The 14,766-nt window shown below is 72.4% G+C and carries 15 protein-coding genes; 11 read left to right on the forward strand and 4 right to left on the reverse strand.

Features of this window, described 5'->3' with window-relative positions:
• The 8 genes from BMX97_RS25495 to BMX97_RS25530 form a co-directional block, all read left to right on the forward strand.
• A partial coding sequence (locus BMX97_RS25495; RefSeq protein ID WP_143074566.1) for an ISAs1 family transposase occupies positions 1 to 328 on the forward strand: 328 nt, incomplete at its 5' end.
• A 169-nt stretch (positions 329 to 497) separates the two neighbouring features.
• Positions 498 to 1,466, forward strand: coding sequence for a DUF3108 domain-containing protein (locus BMX97_RS25500; RefSeq protein ID WP_091754012.1), 969 nt, complete (start codon positions 498 to 500; stop codon positions 1,464 to 1,466).
• A 6-nt stretch (positions 1,467 to 1,472) separates the two neighbouring features.
• Positions 1,473 to 1,793: a hypothetical protein gene (locus tag BMX97_RS25505; RefSeq protein WP_091754013.1), complete on the forward strand. Its 321-nt coding sequence runs from the start codon at positions 1,473 to 1,475 to the stop codon at positions 1,791 to 1,793.
• 150 nt (positions 1,794 to 1,943) lie between these two features.
• The gene (locus BMX97_RS25510) at positions 1,944 to 5,456 is read left to right on the forward strand and encodes a helicase-related protein (RefSeq protein ID WP_091754014.1); all 3,513 of its coding nucleotides are present in this window, start codon (positions 1,944 to 1,946) and stop codon (positions 5,454 to 5,456) included.
• A 20-nt stretch (positions 5,457 to 5,476) separates the two neighbouring features.
• Positions 5,477 to 5,779, forward strand: coding sequence for an RNA-binding S4 domain-containing protein (locus tag BMX97_RS25515; RefSeq protein ID WP_091754015.1), 303 nt, complete (start codon positions 5,477 to 5,479; stop codon positions 5,777 to 5,779).
• A 158-nt stretch (positions 5,780 to 5,937) separates the two neighbouring features.
• Positions 5,938 to 6,276 (forward strand): ferredoxin FdxA, encoded by a 339-nt coding sequence (gene fdxA / locus BMX97_RS25520; protein ID WP_091754016.1) that lies wholly within the window; start codon positions 5,938 to 5,940, stop codon positions 6,274 to 6,276.
• Between the two features lie 432 nt (positions 6,277 to 6,708).
• On the forward strand, positions 6,709 to 7,296 hold the full coding sequence (locus BMX97_RS25525) for a CarD family transcriptional regulator (protein ID WP_060848844.1): 588 nt from the start codon (positions 6,709 to 6,711) through the stop codon (positions 7,294 to 7,296).
• Between the two features lie 338 nt (positions 7,297 to 7,634).
• Positions 7,635 to 8,513: an RNA polymerase factor sigma-32 gene (locus BMX97_RS25530; protein WP_060848845.1), complete on the forward strand. Its 879-nt coding sequence runs from the start codon at positions 7,635 to 7,637 to the stop codon at positions 8,511 to 8,513.
• Positions 8,514 to 8,639: 126 nt separating this feature from the next.
• Here the strand turns inward: BMX97_RS25530 and BMX97_RS25535 are convergent, their stop codons facing one another.
• Both BMX97_RS25535 and BMX97_RS25540 read right to left on the reverse strand, forming a co-directional pair.
• Entirely contained in the window at positions 8,640 to 9,326 is a 687-nt protein-coding gene (locus BMX97_RS25535) for a 4'-phosphopantetheinyl transferase family protein (RefSeq protein ID WP_244538645.1), read from the reverse strand.
• Positions 9,327 to 9,387: 61 nt separating this feature from the next.
• A complete protein-coding gene (locus BMX97_RS25540) occupies positions 9,388 to 10,350 on the reverse strand; it encodes a LysR family transcriptional regulator (RefSeq protein ID WP_091754018.1) in 963 nt (320 codons plus the stop codon).
• Between the two features lie 324 nt (positions 10,351 to 10,674).
• Here BMX97_RS25540 and argJ point away from each other — a divergent pair, with 324 nt between their 5' ends.
• Genes argJ through BMX97_RS25555 form a run of 3 tightly spaced genes read left to right on the forward strand, consistent with a single transcriptional unit; the run spans position 10,675 to position 13,084 of the window.
• Positions 10,675 to 11,916 (forward strand): bifunctional glutamate N-acetyltransferase/amino-acid acetyltransferase ArgJ, encoded by a 1,242-nt coding sequence (gene argJ / locus BMX97_RS25545; protein WP_091754019.1) that lies wholly within the window; start codon positions 10,675 to 10,677, stop codon positions 11,914 to 11,916.
• Positions 11,913 to 12,623 carry an SIMPL domain-containing protein gene (locus tag BMX97_RS25550; protein WP_244538646.1) on the forward strand — a complete coding sequence of 237 codons (711 nt, stop codon included), beginning with the start codon at positions 11,913 to 11,915 and terminating at the stop codon, positions 12,621 to 12,623. Before argJ ends, BMX97_RS25550 begins: the two co-directional genes overlap by 4 nt.
• Positions 12,624 to 12,667: 44 nt before the next feature.
• The gene (locus BMX97_RS25555) at positions 12,668 to 13,084 is read left to right on the forward strand and encodes a (deoxy)nucleoside triphosphate pyrophosphohydrolase (protein WP_091754020.1); all 417 of its coding nucleotides are present in this window, start codon (positions 12,668 to 12,670) and stop codon (positions 13,082 to 13,084) included.
• Between the two features lie 33 nt (positions 13,085 to 13,117).
• Here BMX97_RS25555 and BMX97_RS25560 read toward each other — a convergent pair whose 3' ends face one another.
• Both BMX97_RS25560 and BMX97_RS25565 read right to left on the reverse strand, forming a co-directional pair.
• Positions 13,118 to 13,798 (reverse strand): DUF2155 domain-containing protein, encoded by a 681-nt coding sequence (locus BMX97_RS25560; RefSeq protein WP_091754021.1) that lies wholly within the window; start codon positions 13,796 to 13,798, stop codon positions 13,118 to 13,120.
• A gap of 166 nt (positions 13,799 to 13,964) precedes the next feature.
• The gene (locus tag BMX97_RS25565; RefSeq protein WP_082742672.1) at positions 13,965 to 14,381 is read right to left on the reverse strand and encodes an NADH:ubiquinone oxidoreductase subunit NDUFA12; all 417 of its coding nucleotides are present in this window, start codon (positions 14,379 to 14,381) and stop codon (positions 13,965 to 13,967) included.
• Positions 14,382 to 14,766 lie beyond the last annotated feature (385 nt).

Consider the following 14,766-nt stretch of genomic DNA (forward strand, 5'->3'; position numbering starts at 1 on the left):
CGCCGGTCGGATCGAACACGAGCGCCGCTACTATCTCTCTTCAGCGAGGCTCGACGCCAAAACCTTCGCGGCCGCAGTGCGGGCGCACTGGCAGATCGAAAACCGCCTGCACTGGGTGCTCGACGTCGTCTTCCACGACGACCTCGTGCGGCTGCGGACTGGATCAGGCCCGCAGAACATGGCGATCGTGCGCCACATGGCCATCAACCTCGTGCACGCACCCCACGACCGCCACAGCCTCAAGGCCCGCAGAAAGCTCGCCAATCTCAATCCCGACTACCTCGAAGCCCTTCTCCGACACTCCCCCGCAGACCAGACAAAAAGCTGAAGCGATTCCCCTGGCGGCGCCGATCGCTGCCGCCCCGCCGGTCGGGCTCGGTCGACGGCGCGGGGCTTCCCCGGCGAGACGATCCGTTAACCCTAACCGCGCCACGATAGGGACAGATTCTCCCCGCCTCCTCGGCGGCCAGGCGACGGCGATCGAGATCGGTTCCCGCATGCGTTCCAAGCCCTTCCACCCGATAAGGGCCTTCCACCCGATAAGGGCCTTCCTCCCGACAAGGGCCTTCCCCTCGGCTCGGGCCCTCCTCCCGCTCGCGCTGGCGGCGGCACTCTCCCTTCCGGCCGGCGAGGCGACCCCGGCGAAAGCCGCGCGCAGCCGCGCGCCGAAGGCCGGCGAGACCGCCGTCACGGTCGATTACGGCATCATGCTGGCCGGCGTGCCGATCGGAACCGCGCAGGTGACGGGGGCGATCGAAGGCCCGCGCTACACGATGGACGTCAGCGCCCGTCTCACCGGGCTCGTCGGGGCGATCACCGGCGGCTACGGCTCGGGCCGGGCCAGCGGCACGGTCACGGCCAAGCCGGTGCCGGCGGCCTTCGCGCTCTCCTCCCACAGCGCCAGCGCCTCGATTACCGTGCGGATGGCGCTCGCCCGCGGCAACGTCGTGGCCTCCGACATCGCCCCCCCGCTGGTGCCGGACCCCGAGCGCGTGACCGTCAGCGAGGTGCACAAGCGCGGCGTCATCGACCCGGTGAGCGCCCTGATGATGCCGGCCCAGGGGCGCGGCGAACTCATCGACCCGCAGAACTGCAACCGCACCATCCCGGTCTTCGATGGCGCGAGCCGGTTCAACGTCGTGCTGAGCTACGGCGAGACCCGCAGCGTCCAGAAGCCCGGCTATGCCGGCCCGATCCTGGTCTGCAATGCCCGCTACCAGCCGATCGCCGGCCACCGGCCCGACCGGCCGGGGGTGAAGTTCATGGAGGACAACACCGAGATGTCGGTGTGGCTCGCCCCCGTCGAGGGGACGCGGGTGCTGCTGCCGCTCCGCATCGCGGTACGGACCCAGCTCGGCCTCAACATCATCGAGGCGACGCGCTGGTCGCGCAGCGGGCAAGGGCCGGCCGAGGCGGTCGCGCAGGCCGCCGCCCAGCCGGTCGAGACCCCGACGGACGGGCGCTGAGCACCGATGCGCGCGCTCGCCCTCCTGCTCCTCCTGGTGCCGGCCCCGGCGCTGGCGAACGGGCCCGATTGCGGCGGCGACGCCTATTCCTCGGCCGTGGTCGGCCCCAACCCGCCGGGGCCCCTCACCGCGGTACCGGACACGCTCTGCGCCGACCTCGAGCCCGGGCCGGCGGCCGGCACGCGGATCGAGGTCATCGCCCCGAGCCTCGCGCCGCCCTACGGCGATCGGCCGCCGCCATATGGCGATCGGTACGCCCCCGCCCCATATGGGGGGAGGCCGCCGCTGGGGCCGCGTCCGCCCTACGGTCGCGGTCCGGAGCGCTGACGGGGCCGCGGCGCGATCCTCGGCGCCGTGAAGCCCGACACGACGTGGCGGCCGCGCCGGAGCCCTTCGCCAGGGCCGCCGGAGGGCCTCTCGCCAGGTCCCCGGAGAACCCGGTTCCGCCCCCGGCCCCGAGGACTTCAGCCCCGCCCGATGACGCGCCGCTCCCTCTCTCCGCAGGCCCGCTTGCGCGGCGCCACGGCGGTGCTCGGTCCGACCAATACCGGCAAGACCCACCTCGCCATCGAGCGGATGCTCGGCCACCCGACCGGCATGATCGGCCTGCCGCTGCGGCTGCTCGCCCGCGAGGTCTATCACCGCGTCGTCGAGCGGGTCGGCCCCGAGCGGGTCGCCCTCGTCACCGGCGAGGAGAAGATCAAGCCGAACCGGCCGAGCTACTGGATCTGCACCGCCGAGGCGATGCCGCGGGACAACGAGGTCGACTTCGTCGGCATCGACGAGATCCAGCTCGGGGCCGACCGCGACCGCGGCCACACCTTCACCGACCGCCTGCTGCACCAGCGCGGCCGCGAGGAGACGCTGCTGATCGGCTCGGCCACGATGGAGCCGCTGGTCAAGTCGCTGATCCCGGGCATCCACGTCACGACGCGCCCGCGCCTGTCGCAGCTGAGCTTCGCCGGCAGCCGTAAGCTCTCGCGCCTGCCCCACCGCAGCGCCATCGTCGCCTTCTCGGCCGAGGAGGTCTACGCCATCGCCGAGTTGCTGCGGCGCCAGCGCGGCGGCGCCGCGGTGGTGCTCGGCGCGCTCTCGCCGCGCACCCGCAACGCCCAGGTCGAGCTCTACCAGTCCGGCGAGGTCGATTATCTCGTGGCGACCGACGCGGTCGGGATGGGGCTCAACCTCGACGTCGACCACGTCGCCTTCGCGTCGAACCGAAAATACGACGGCACGCGCTTTCGCGACCTTTCCCCGTCCGAGATGGCGCAGATCGCCGGCCGGGCCGGGCGCCACCTGCGCGACGGCACCTTCGGCACCACCGGACGCTGCCCGCCCCTCGACGCCGAGATGGTCGAGGCGCTCGAGAGCCACACCTTCGAGCCGTTGCGGATGCTGCAATGGCGCAACCCCGACCTCGATTTCCGCTCGGTCGACGCGCTGCGCCGCAGCCTCGGCGAGCATCCGAGCGAGCGCGGGCTCACCCGCGCGCCGACCGGCGACGACGAGGCCGCCCTCGACCTCCTCGCCAAGGAGGACGACATCCGCGACTACGCCACGTCGCGCAGCGCGGTCGAGCGGCTGTGGCAGGTCTGCGGGGTGCCGGACTACCGCAAGTCGGCGATCCAGACCCACGCCGACCTCATCGCCCAGCTCTTCCGGTTCCTGATGCGGGGCATGGCCGGACGCATCCCTGTCGACTGGTTTTCGCAGCACGTCGCCATGGTCGACCGCACCGACGGGGACATCGACGCCCTGTCGCAGCGCATCGCCCACGTGCGCACCTGGACCTTCGTGGCGAACCGACCCGACTGGCTCGCCGACCCGGAGCATTGGCAGGGCGAGACGCGTCGGGTAGAGGACAGGCTGTCCGACGCCCTGCACGAGCGGCTGGCGAGTCGATTCGTCGATCGGCGCACCAGCGTGCTGATGCGGCGCCTGAGAGAGAATACCATGTTGGAAGCTGAGATCACCGCGGGCGGCGACGTGACGGTCGAGGGACAGCACGTCGGCCACCTGCACGGATTCCAGTTCGTGCCGGATCCCGGTGCCGAAGGCCAGGAAGCCAAGACCCTGCGCAGCGCGGCCGAGAAGGCGCTGGCGAGCGAGATCGAGGCGCGGGCCGACCGGTTCGCCGCCGCGGCGGACGCGGCGCTGGTGCTCTCGAACGACGGCACGATCCGCTGGACCGGAAACCCGGTCGCCAAGCTGGTCCCGGGCGAGAAGCTCTACGCCCCCGGCCTGCGCCTGCTCGCCGACGAGCAGCTCACGGGCGCGGCCCGCGAGAAGGTCGAGGGCCGCCTCGATGCCTGGCTGAAGGCCCATATCGTGCGCCTGCTCGGCCCGGCCCTCGAGCTCGAGACCGCCGCCGACGTGACCGGGCTCGCCCGCGGCATCGGCTTCCAGGTCGCGGAGGCGCTCGGCGTGCTGGAGCGCGCCAAGGTTCTCAACGAGATGCGCAGCCTCGACCAGGACGGTCGCGGCGCCCTGCGCAAGCACGGCGTGCGCTTCGGCGCCTACCACATCACCATGCCGGCGCTGCTCAAGCCGGCGCCGCGCACCCTCGCGGCGCAGCTCTGGGCGCTGCAGAACGGCGGCCTCGACCAGCGCGGCCTCGACGAGATCGCGCATCTCGCCGGCTCCGGCCGCACCTCGATGCCGGTCGATCCCGAGATCGCCAAGGGCCTCTACCGCGCCGCCGGCTTCCGGGTCTGCGGCGGCCGGGCGGTGCGCGTCGACATCCTGGAGCGCCTGGCCGACCTGATCCGTCCGGCGATCGCCTACGTGCCCGGCACCACCCCGGGTGAACCGCCTCCGGGCGCGGCCGACAAGGACGGTTTCGTGCCGACCGTCGGCATGACCTCGCTGGTCGGCTGCTCGGGCGAGGACTTCGCCTCGATCCTGAAGTCGCTCGGCTACGTCGTCGACCGCCGGCCCGGCCCGGCCATCACGGTCGCCCTGCGCCCGTCCGCCCCGACGGTGCCGGTGCAGCCCAGGACCGCCGAGGAGACCGCCGCAACCGACGGCGAAGCCGGCGACACGGCCACGGACGCCGCCGCGCAGGAGGATGCCCCGCAGGAGACCGGGGCTCAGGAGACTTCCGCCCAGGAAGCCTCCGCCCAGGAAACCTCCGCTCAGGATGCCGCCCCCCAGGACGGTTCCGACCACGGCAACCCGGCCCCCGAGGCCGTGACCGCCGATGCGCCGGTCGACGAGGCACCGGCCGCCGACGCGCCTGTCGAGGCTTCCGCGCAGGACGCCCCGGTCGAGGCGGCCGCCGCCGAGGAGCCCGCTCCGACGGCGGAAGCGGTCAGCGAGGAGGCTGCGGTCGCGACGGGCGAGCCCGAGACGGCCGAGGCCACCGAGGGCGCCTCCGACGAGGGCCGGTCCGAGCCGGTCGCGGCTGCCGGGGCCGAGGCGGGTGCCGAGGGCGCCGCGGCTGCGGATGCCCCCGCCGAGCCGGCCGAGCCGATCGTCATCGAGGTGTGGCGGATGCACCGCCACCAGCGCAACCACGCGCCGCGTCACCAGGGCCGCGGCCGTCCCCAGGACGGCCAGGGCCCGCGCGAGGGCCAGCAGCGCGACCGCTCCCGCGGCTTCCCGCGCCCGGACCAGCGTCCGGAAGGCGGCGAGGGCGCGCCGGCCGAGCAGCGGGCCAACCGCTCCGGCCCGCGCGAGGGGCAGCGCTGGGGCGACCGGCGCCCAGCGGAGAACCGCCCCGCCGGTGAGGGTCGGCCCGAGGGCCGCTTCGAGGGCCGCGGCGGCGAGAACCGCGGTAATCGCGACGGGCGTCCCCCGCGCGGGCCGCATCCGGGCGGCCGCGAGGGCGGTCGTCCCCCGCAGGACCGCCGCGACGGCGCCCCCCGCGGCGGCGGCATGCACGAGGCCCGGCCGCCGCGGCGCGACCGCGCCCCGGACCCGGATTCGCCCTTCGCCAAGCTCCTGGCCCTAAAGGCCCAGATGGAGTCGCGGGACGGCGACAAGCGATGACCGGAGCGCGGTGACCGGCGATGCGTGAGGACCGTCAGCGGCTCGACAAGTGGCTGTGGTTCGCACGCTTCGCCAAGACCCGCTCCCTCGCCGCACGCCTGGTCGAGGACGGCTACGTGAGGGTGAACGGCCAACGGGCCGACGCCCCCGCGAAGGCGCTGGCGGTCGGCGACGTGGTCACCGTCGCGGCCCAGCACGTCACGGCGGCGGTGCGGGTGCGCGATCTCGGGATGCGCCGGGGTCCGGCTCCCGAGGCCCGGCTGCTCTACATCGATCTCGCCGCGGGTCCCTCGGCCGATCCGGCGGACGGTGCTCCCGGCTGAAGCCGCGAAAGCGTGACGCGAAGGCGACGCCGGGTGGCAACGCGACGTCCACCGCCACGGTTCGGCTTGCAAGCCCGCCCGCCCGGGTCTAAGGCCCGCCCCATACGTCCGGGCGCCGCGCGCGAGCGCCCTCACCTGCGCCGAGGTTTCAGCAGCCCATGACCTACGTCGTCACCGACAACTGCATCAAGTGCAAGTACATGGACTGCGTGGAGGTGTGTCCGGTCGACTGCTTCTACGAGGGCGAGAACATGCTCGTCATCCACCCGGACGAGTGCATCGATTGCGGCGTGTGCGAGCCCGAATGCCCGGCCGAGGCGATCAAGCCCGACACCGAGCCGGGCCTGGAGAGCTGGTTGAAGCTGAACGCCGACATGGCCAAGGGCTGGCCGAACATCACCCAGAAGAAGCCCGCCCCGGCCGACGCCAAGGAGTGGGACGGCAAGTCCGGCAAGCTCGAGGCGCATTTCTCGGCCAATCCGGGCTCGGGCGACTGAGGGCCCGAGGCGGGGCCGCCGGCTGGGGAAGACGACCTCTTCCCTGCTCGCATGGCGGCCCTGCGATCGCCCCGCCAAGCTGGTGAAAGATGGTGCAAGGTGCCCGCGTCTCCACGCCGGGCGCCTGAATTTTTTTGATTTTAGGGCCTCTTCGTGCTAGCTTCCTGCTTGCCGTCGCTTGCGTCCGACGTGCTGCCCTCGACCACCGAGCGGGATTTCATCGATGGGGCGACGGGGCATGCGACCAGCCGTGGTGGATCCTATCCTGCCTGCGGCGCGTTCGGACGTTCCTTAGCTATGGTTTGACAGGGACTGGCGGGCATCTCTTCGGGGACGTCCGGCAGGCGCGTATTTGTCGCCGGGCGCCCTGACCCGGATGAACGATCCGGTCGCGGACATTGCCGCGAACGGTGACCTGGAGGCCACCCCCGCATGACGACCGCCAAGAAGACGACAGCTGCCCGGCAGGGTTTCAAGACCGGCGAAGCGGTCGTGTATCCGGCTCACGGCGTCGGCCGCATCACGGCCATCGAGGAGCAGGAGATCGCCGGCTACAAGCTCGAGCTGTTCGTGGTGTCGTTCGAGAAGGACAAGATGGTCCTGCGGGTCCCGACCGCCAAGGCGAACTCGGTCGGCATGCGCAAGCTCGCCGAGCCCGAGCTGGTCAAGAAGGCGCTCGACGTCCTCACCGGCCGTGCCCGGGTGAAGCGCACCATGTGGTCGCGCCGGGCCCAGGAATACGAGGCGAAGATCAATTCCGGCGACCTGATCGCCGTCACCGAGGTGGTGCGCGACCTGTTCCGCTCCGACGCCCAGCCCGAGCAGTCCTACTCCGAGCGTCAGCTCTACGAGGCGGCCCTCGACCGGGTGGTGCGCGAGATCGCGGCGGTGAACCGCATCACCGACACCGAGTCGCTCAAGCTCATCGAGCAGAGCCTCGCCAAGTCCCCGCGCCGCGCCAAGGGCGCCGAGGCCGAGGCCGATGGTGAGGATGTGCAGGACGAGGCCGAGGCCGCCTGAGGCTTCTCCTCCATAACGGATGAACGAAAGCCCGGCCTAGTGCCGGGCTTTCGCGTTTTCGGGGATTCGGTACGCTTGCCGACCGTTCCCATGCGGACATCCGCACCTCGAAACCCGCAGACCGCCAGCTTCCACCCCCTCGACCGCTCCGTCCCCACAACCCTGCCCCATCCCCACGCCCACGACGGAATCGCGCCCTCGCGAGATTTTTTCGCAATGCGGGAACCGATGACCAGTTCGTGCCGTTGTCGCAGGCCTTGCGGTGCAACGGGCGCGCTCCATGCTGCGCCTCGACGTCATCGCGACACACAGCGCTCACCAACGTGGCGGAGGCGGGGATGGCGGAAATCGCAGGCATACGTCGGCAGTTCGTGCGGGTCGCGATGGACGCCCCCTTCCTGGAACGGGAAGAGGAGCGCGGCCTCGCCGTCCGGTGGAAGGACGATCGCGACGAGCAGGCGTTGCACCGGCTGATCTCCGCTCACATGCGTCTCGTCATCGCCCTGGCGGGCCGGTTCCGCCATTACGGCCTGCCGATGGCCGACCTCGTCCAGGAAGGCCATGTCGGCCTGATGGAGGCCGCCGCCCGGTTCGAGCCGGAGCGGGAGGTCCGCTTCTCGACCTACGCGACCTGGTGGATCCGCGCTTCGATCCAGGACTACATCCTGCGCAACTGGTCGATCGTCCGCGGCGGCACGTCCTCGGCCCAGAAGGCCCTGTTCTTCAACCTCCGGCGCCTGCGGGCCCGGCTGATGCAGTCGACCGACGAGCGCGTCGGCGACGAGATCCATCGCCGCATCGCCACCGCCATCGGCGTCTCCCGCGAGGACGTGGCGCTGATGGATGCTCGCCTGTCGGGCCCCGACATGTCCCTCAACGCCCCGATCGGCGACGATGGCGACGCCTCGGCCGAGCGGGTCGACTTCCTGGTCGACAACGCCCCCCTCCCCGACGAGACCGTCTCCGACGCCGTTGACGGCGAGCGCCGCCTGACCTGGCTGCGCCAGGCCCTGACCGTCCTGTCGGAGCGCGAGCTGCGCATCCTGCACGAGCGGCGCCTCGCCGAGGACCAGGCGACCCTGGAGGCCCTCGGGCACCGCCTCGGCATCTCCAAGGAGCGCGTCCGCCAGATCGAGAACCGCGCCCTGGAAAAGCTGCGCCGCGCCCTGGCCGAGCGGTTCCCGCAATCGAATGCCGGGATGAGCGCCTACGTCTGAGCGTCGATCGGTCCGACCGATCGCACCGACATCCTCCCTCGTCCTGTCGCGCCGCTGGCCCGGCAGGACGGGGGAGGATGTTTTCGTTATCCGTGCGCGCGATTGCGGGTTCGGTTGGCGGCCCCGCTAACCCGCCACGACGACCGCGACCTCCCGTTCCGCCTCCACCGCCCAGGCGAGCCGTGCCCCGTCGGGCAGGAGCCGCGAGCCGGCCCGTAGCGACAGGCCGGCCCGGGCGAGGCGCCAGACCGACCCGTCGGCGATAGGCCGGACCGAGCGCGGTTCTGCGATCAGGCCTTCGCCTGTCGCCTTCAGGAACGCCTCCTTCACCGACCAGAGCTCAAGCGCGTGGCGCGCCCGCGCGCCGGCCGGCAGGCCGCGATAGGCGTCGAGTTCCCCCGGGTGCAGGAAGACCGGTGCCACCCCGTCCCAGTCCACCGGCCTGGCCGATCCCTCGACGTCGACGCCGATCCGGCCCGCGGCGGACAGGCCGACCGCGACCCAGCCGCCGCCGTGGCTGAGATTCAGGTCGAGGGCGGGATGGTCGGGCAGGAAGGGCCGGCCGTTGCCGTCCCGCGCCAGGACGATCGTGTGGGGATCACGGCCGAGATGCCCGCCGAGCAGATGGCGCAGGAGCCCGTGGGCCGCCTCGCGCTCGTGCCGGTCCTGGGGGCGCAGGAAGCGGGCGATGCGGACGGCCTCGTCCGGCGGCAGGGCGCGGCGATCCGGCGGCAGGTCGGCCGCCACGCGTCCGGCGGGCGCCGCCGCCACCAGCGTGCCACCGACATACGCGAGGGTCGAAAGGTCCTGCACGCCTGCTACCCCGCCGCGGGACGTCCGCACGGCGTGCTAAAGCACGGACGGACGGCGTGCGTCACGCCTCCTGCAGGTCGTAGAGGGCGGCGAGCTCGGCCTCGTCCAGGATAATGCCGCGGGGCGCCAGCTGCTCGGCGAAGTGGCGCGACGCGAAGGCGATGAAGCTGCGTGTCTTGGCCGGCAGGAGCCGGGAGGTGGTGACGATGCAGACCGGGCTCGGCGTGCCGCGCCAGTCCGGCAGCACCCGCTCGAGGCGGTCCTCCGCCACGTCCTGCTCGACGTCGATCACCCGCAGGAGGGCGATGCCGCGTCCCGAGGCGGCGAAGCGCCGGGCCATCGCCTGGCTGTTGCTGGACACGGCGGCCCCGACGGAGACCGACGCCGTCCGGTCGCCGGACTGGAGCGGCCACGCGTTCGAGGCCGCCGGTGCCCCGACAACCACCGCCTGGTGGCGCGCGAGGTCGGAGGGATCGTCCGGCCGCCCGGCCCGGTCGAGGTAGGCCGGGGCGGCGAACAGGCCGTTCTCGAGTTCCGCCACCTTGCGGGTGATCAGCGAGGTCTCCCGCGGCACCCCGACGGCGAGCGCCAGGTCGTAGCCCTCCTGGGCGAGGTCGACGAGGTGGGGCCAGAGGTCGAGATGCACCCGCACCTGGGCGAAGCGCTGCGAGTACTCCGCCGCGACGGTCGAGAGGTGGTGCATCACCCAGGGATCGGGCGGCGCGGCGATCTTGAGCAGGCCGCTCGGGCCCTTGGCCTGCGCGATCAGCTCGTCGAAGGTGCGCTGCGCCTCCTCCACCAGGCGGATCGCCTGCTCGTAATAGGCCTCGCCGTGCGGCGTCAGGACGAGCTTGCGGGTGGTCCGGTCGAGCAGGCGAAGGCCGATCGCGGTTTCGAACTGGGTGATGCGCCGCGAGAGGGAGGAGATCGGCACGTCGAGCGCGACGGCGGCCTGGCTGAAGCTCTTCCGTTTCGCGACCTCGACGAAGAGCGCCATGTCGCGAAGGACTTGCGGGTGGGCCAAACGGAAACCTCCGGGCATCGGGTGGCGACGCGCCTCGGCGCATCCCGGACCCATCCTCTAGATGATATGCTGCAACTCTAGATAAGGAAACTCCGGGCGGACGTAAGGTTCGTTTTTCACCCGTCGGCGGCGTTTCGCCTTGACGCGCGAGGGGGAGCCGGCGGAACCGCGAGGATGAGCCGGCAACGCAACTCCGGCCTGCACAACCTTGCCTACAACCGTATTTCCGCATGAGGGCCGGGCCCGGTTGACGCAGGGCACCTCGGCGGGGCAACACCGCCGCGCCGACGCGGACGACGCGGCGTCGGCGGACCGGAGCCTCGCATGTCCCATCCCGTCTCGCCGCTCGCGCCCAAGCATCAGCCCGAGCTGCCGCCGATCGCCGGCGTGCGCCTGGCCACCGCGCAGGCCGGCATCCGCTATCGCGGCCGCACCGACGTGCTGCTGGTGCTGCTCGATCCGGGCACCCGTGCCGCCGGCGTCTTCACCCGCTCGAAATGCCCCTCGGCCGCGGTCGACTGGTGCCGCGAGACCCTGGGCGGCGGCCAGTCGGCCCGGGCGCTGGTGGTCAATTCCGGCAACGCCAACGCCTTCACGGGCCTCAAGGGCCGCGACTCGGTGCGGCTCACCGCCGAGATCGCCGGCAAGGCCGCGGGCTGCGCCCCCGGCGAGGTGTTCATCGCCTCGACCGGCGTGATCGGCGAACCCCTCGACGCCACCAAGTTCGACGGCGTACTGGCCGAGTGCGCCGGCCGCACCGGGCCGGGCGCCGAGCGCTGGACCGAGGCGGCCAGCGCGATCATGACCACCGACACCTTCCCGAAGCTCGCGACCCGCACGGTGTCGATCGGCGGGACCGCGGTCACGATCAACGGCATCGCCAAGGGCGCCGGCATGATCGCCCCCGACATGGCGACGATGCTGTCCTTCGTGTTCACCGACGCCGACCTGCCGGCCCCGGTGCTGCAGGCGCTCCTGGCGAAGGGCGTCGCCACGAGCTTCAACTGCTGCACGGTCGACGGCGATACCTCGACCTCCGACACCCTGATGCTGTTCGCGACCGCCAAGGCCGGCAACGCCCCGGTCGCCTCGGCCGAGGACCCGGCGCTGGGCGAGTTCGCCGCGGCGCTCGACGACCTCCTCGCCGAACTCGCCCAGCTGGTGGCCCGCGACGGCGAGGGCGCGCGCAAGTTCGTCACCGTCGAGGTGGGGGGCGCCACCGACGATGCCTCCGCCCACCGGATCGCGATGTCGATCGCCAACTCGCCGCTGGTGAAGACCGCGGTGGCGGGCGAGGACGCCAACTGGGGCCGGGTGGTGATGGCGGTCGGCAAGGCCGGCGAGCCCGCCGACCGCGACCGCCTGGCGATCTGGTTCGGCGACGTGCGCGTGGCCGTCGAGGGGGCCCGCGATCCCGGCTACGACGAGGAGGCGGCCTCCGCGGCGATGCAGGGCGACGCGGTGACGATCCGGGTCGATCTCGGCCTCGGTGCCGGCAAGGCCCGGGTCTGGACCTGCGATCTCACCAAGGCCTACGTCGAGATCAACGGGGATTACCGCTCGTGAGGGCGGCGGCCGCCGGGCTCCTCGCGCTCCTCCTCGCCGGGCCCGCCCTCGCCGACGAGCCGCCGGCCCGGATCGGCGTCATCGGGCGGGCGAGTCGCGAGGTGGCGCCGGACTTCGCCACCGTCGAGGTCGCGGTCGAGAGCCGGGGGGCGACGCCCGCCGCCGCCCTCGACCAGAACTCCGCGGCCGCCCGCAAGGTGGTGGAACTCGCCGGCGAGTTCGGCATCACCGGGCCGGACCTCGCCACCGCGGCGGTCTCCCTGCGCCCCGCCACCAAGACGGTGCGCGACCCCGGCGGCCAGATGCGGGACGCCCCCGACGGCTTCCAGGCCACCAACGCGGTCAGCGTCCGGGTGCGCGACCTCAAGCGCCTGGGCGCCCTGATGCGGCGCCTCATCGACGGCGGCGCCGACCGGATCGGCGGCGTGGCGTTCGGCCTGTCGGATCCCGGCCAGGCCGAGAATGCCGTCCGGGCCGACGCGGTGCGCGACGCCAGGCGCCAGGCCGAGACCCTGGCCGAGGCCGCGGGCCTGCGCCTCGGCCGCCTCGAGAGCCTGGTCTCGCCGCCCCGCCAGGGTGGGGCGATGCCGATGCAGGCCCGCGCCTTCGCGGCCAAGGGCATGCCGGGCGGCCTCGCGGTGCCGGTCGAGCCCGGAACCCTGACGGTCGAGGCGAGCGTCGAGGCCACCTACGCGGTCGCGCCCTGACGGGGCGCGATTTTTACCGACGTCCCTTCTCGCGCGAGCCCACCATGGCCGATCCGTTGAAGCTCCTCCTCGTCGTGGCGGTCGCCCTCGTCGATCCCGACGGGCGCGTGCTGCTGGCGCAGCGCCCGCCGGGCAAGACCCTGGCGGGCCTGTGGGAGTTTCCCGGCGGCAAGATCGAGCCCGGCGAGCGGCCGGAGGAGACGCTGATCCGGGAACTGGCGGAAGAGCTCGGCATCACCGTGAAGGAGGCGTGCCTTGCCCCCCTCACCTTCGCCAGCCACGCCTACGAGAGCTTCCACCTGCTGATGCCGCTCTACGTCTGCCGGCGCTGGGAGGGGTTTGCCCAGCCGCGGGAGGGGCAGGCGCTCAAATGGGTGCGGCCGCGCGACCTCGCGAGCTACCCGATGCCCCCGGCCGACCTGCCGCTGCTGCCGGCGATCGTGGATCTGCTCGGGCCGTAGGGTCCGTCTCCGGGGGCGTCGCCCCCGCAGCCCTCAGCGCGGATTCGGATCCATCGGGTCGCCGCCGCCCGGCCGTGGGCCGTCGTTGGTCGGGAAGAAGCGCCGCGACGGCGTCTGGCGCGGCTGGACCGGCGTGCCGCGCAGCGGCTCGACGTCGACCTGGCCCTGACGGTTGACCTGGCGGGCGCGGGGTACCTCGTCGCCGCCGCGGGCCTGCTCGCGGCGCTTGCGGCCCTCGGGCTTGGCGGCGGCCACCGGCGCGTCCTCCTGCTCCTTCGGCTCGGCGATGAGGTCGGTGCCGCCTTTGCAGTCGACCAGCCACACGTCGTAGATCGGGTGCTCGATCGCGTGCAGGCCCGGGCTCGAGGCGAACATCCAGCCGGTGAAGATGCGGCGGTACTTGTTCTCGAGCGTGACCTCGTCGACCTCCAGGAAGGCGGTGGTCTTGGCGCTCTCGGTTGGGGGCCGGGTGTAACAGACCCGCGGGGTAAGCTGCAGCGCACCGAACTGCACCGTCTCGTCCACCGCCACCTCGAAGGAGACGGTGCGGCCGGTGATCTTGTCGAGGCCGGCGAACACCGCGGTCGGGTTGCGGATCTTGTCGGCCCGGGCCGGCCCGGAGGACAGCGCGCCGCCCAGGACGGCAGCACCCAGAACGACACCGCGGAGGAGCGGGAAGGCGCCCGCGGCGCGGCGTGCGGTCATGCGGCTCAAAACCCAATCGCTCCCGGCTGGAAGTTCGGCGGCCCCGGAAGTTCGGCGGCCCTTGGCGCGGCCTCCGGCACCCGGCCGGCCGGCCGGGCACCCGGTATGACCGGGCGCGCGGGCTCGGTCGGCCCGCCCGCGATAGACACAAGGAGGATGGTGGAAAAAGGGCGGTCTACTCGCCCGGGACCCACGGCACGTAGTCGCCGGTCGCCGCCGGCCGCTGGCCGTAGGAGAGCTGCGAGCCCCGCGGGCGGTAGGCCGCGACCGTGCCGGTGAGGTTCTCCTCGTGCGGCTTCTGCCACTCGCGCGGGACGTAGGTCTCCTCGGAGGGCGGCACGTCGGTGGCGTGGCAGAGCCAGCCGCGCCAGCCGGGCGGCACCTTCGAGGCGTCGGCGTAGCCGTTGTAGATCACCCAGCGGCGCTCGGAGCCGACCGAGGCGTCGATCAGGGGCCCCTGCGCCCGGTAGTAGCGGTTGCCGAGCTCGTCCTCGCCCACGAAGCTGCCGCGGCGCTTGGTGTAGAACTCCAGGCTGACGGTCGAGCCGCTCCACCAGGTGAAGATCCGAAGCAGGGTGTCTTTCAGCGCCATCGCGACCGTCTCTCTCGCGGGGAGCCCCCGGGAATGGGAGGTCCGGCCCCCCGTCGTCGCGCGGGACTATGGTGAGATGCCCCCCGGATGTCCAGCGCGTCCCGCGCCGCAACACGATTCCCCGCGCAGCGTCGGCGGCGGACCCGGTGGTGTCGCCGAAAGTGACCGAAAATCCCCACCCGCCTGTGAACAAGTCGGGCTCCGGACGCGGCGCGGCCTGTGGGCGGCGGGGGATGGAGCGCGATTCTCCCAAGCCGGAAGCGCGCTTAGCCGGGGGCATGGCGCTATCCACAGGAATCCGCCCGTCGACACAACATATAGCGAGGAACGGAGTCGGCTGACACAAGTTATTGACGGGAAGCCACCGAGATCGGTAGTTTCCAGA

Source organism: Methylobacterium sp. ap11 (assembly GCF_900110515.1).
GTDB classification, from domain to species: Bacteria; Pseudomonadota; Alphaproteobacteria; order Rhizobiales; family Beijerinckiaceae; genus Methylobacterium; species Methylobacterium ajmalii.